The organism is Meridianimarinicoccus marinus, from assembly GCF_040689105.1.
Taxonomy (GTDB): domain Bacteria; phylum Pseudomonadota; class Alphaproteobacteria; order Rhodobacterales; family Rhodobacteraceae; genus Meridianimarinicoccus; species Meridianimarinicoccus marinus.
This window is the reverse complement of record NZ_JBFBVU010000072.1, coordinates 1-1,952: the sequence shown is the minus strand read 5'-3', so window position 1 is coordinate 1,952 and position 1,952 is coordinate 1. Positions and strand designations below refer to the sequence as shown.

The 1,952-nt window shown below is 59.6% G+C and carries 1 protein-coding gene; it reads right to left on the bottom strand.

The genetic code is table 11. The annotated features are described in order from the left end of the window. Positions 1-245: 245 nt before the first annotated feature. The gene (locus AB0T83_RS20165) at positions 246-1,781 is read right to left on the bottom strand and encodes an amidohydrolase family protein (protein ID WP_366194987.1); all 1,536 of its coding nucleotides are present in this window, start codon (positions 1,779-1,781) and stop codon (positions 246-248) included. Positions 1,782-1,952 lie beyond the last annotated feature (171 nt).

The following is a 1,952-nucleotide window of genomic DNA, read 5'->3' as shown; positions in this document are numbered from 1 at the left end:
AGCGCGATCGGATACAAAGTCCCGATTGCCATGCATTATCCCGATGGCGTCACCAGCCCGTCATCGTGAGACAGCCGCAAAAGTCCAGCCTCCGGCGGTCCAAGGTTAGGGAGCAGTGCACCGCTAGTTGGAGTCCAATTCTGTGTTCATGGGACTTTGGTCTGTTGGCTTCGGTGACCAACAGAACAGACACACTTGGTTTTTTCTGAGGCAACCTATCGCGCCTGGACGACAGCAGCTGCAGATTAGTCGAGGATCTCATTCCGAATTGGCTGGCCCGGGTAGACGTCCTTGAGCACCTCAGAGTCCCGCACAACCACTGTTCCGTTGACGATGACATAGGGGATGCCGGTGGTCGGAAGCGCGTTCTCTCCTGCTTCATAAGTGGCATTCTCGGTCACGGTTGCCGGATCGAAGATCGTGATATCTGCGGCCATGCCCGGCTGAATACGGCCCCGAACCGCCATGTCGGGAACCATGTCTTCAAGGAAGCTGGCCTGATAGTAGCTTAGCTTGGCGATCGCATGCATCAAGGTGATCACACCTGTTTCCCGCACCAGACGCAGGAACTTTCCCGAGGTGCCCGCTGCGCGCGGGTGACCGTTGGGCTGGTCGTATGGCGTGTCCCATCCGACCGGCATGCCCCTCTCATCAATGAAAAAGAAGGCATCCGAGCCGACGAAGGTGAGCGGATCTGCCAGTGCAATCATCATGTCCTCTTCCGCGATATGGCTCATGATCATCGCTTCTCCGGGGGACTCCGCACGGTATTTATTGAAACTCTCCTCGGTCAGCACTTCGCCGGTGGCGACGATCTGGAGGTCGGAAAAATCCATCCCGGTGCGCTCCTGGAACCCATCGCCCAGATAGTCCGCGCCAATGATCGAACTTCCGCGCGTCCACGGGTAGAATTCCGAAGCGATGTTCAGCCCGTTCTCACGCGCATCATTGATCAGGTCGAGGCAATCTTGCGTGACGCCAAGGCAGTTGCTGGGCACATGCGAGACGATGATCCCAACGCCACTGGCCTGAGCGACGGCAATCAATTCCTGAACGGCCAGGTATCCGCTCGGCGGAACCTGTGAGATGTAGCGCACGTGGGTCTGGAAGAACGCGTTGTACTTCTTGGCCATGACCGCGATGTCGGTCAGTTCGGACCCCGAAACGGCGGTGGCATAGCCAATGGGAAAGCCGATCCCGAGCGCGCCCTGCCGCAGGCTGTCCTCGACCGCGGCGACGATCTGAGCGCGTTCGGGTGAACGGTAGCCGGTGCGCTCGGTGCTCCATTTCGAACCGTCCTGCGCCGCCCTGTTCACCGCATCGGAAAACAGCGGCTGTCCGCCCACGTCGCTGACAATGCCGTCGAGCCATTGCAACCGGGCGCCAAGGTGGCTGGCCGAGGTGCCGTAATTCGCCTGCATCTTTCCCGCCTTGGAATCGTAATAGGCTTCCACGGGATAGGCTCCAAGCTCCAACTCAAGTGCGGTTGTGACCCCGCCCCGCAAGGCCAGCTTGATCCCGAACGGGTTCTGCCCGTGCCAATGCAGGTCGATGAACCCCGGCGCGACCACGTGGCCGGTGGCGTCGATCACCTCGGCGCCAGAGATATCAGCGTCGGTCACGACCTCGATGCGCCCGCCGTTGATCCCGACATTGCGGATGGCATCCAGATTGGTCTCCGGATCCATGACGCGTCCGTTCTGGATGACCAGATCGAAATCTTGCGCAATGGCTGGCAAAGCCAACGCGGCGCAAATGGAGAAAGCGACAACTCTGATCATGAAAATCCAACCTTTCATAGGGGGGGCGGGCGGCTTTGCCGGTGGAAAAAACGGTGCGTGTCCCCGACGCTAACGCATTCGGGAACACGGCGTCTAGCAGGCTGCTGAAAGAGGCTCGCGCTTGGAACATCTTCCCTTGGACGGAGGAATCGTGGGGATGTTGGCTGTGGG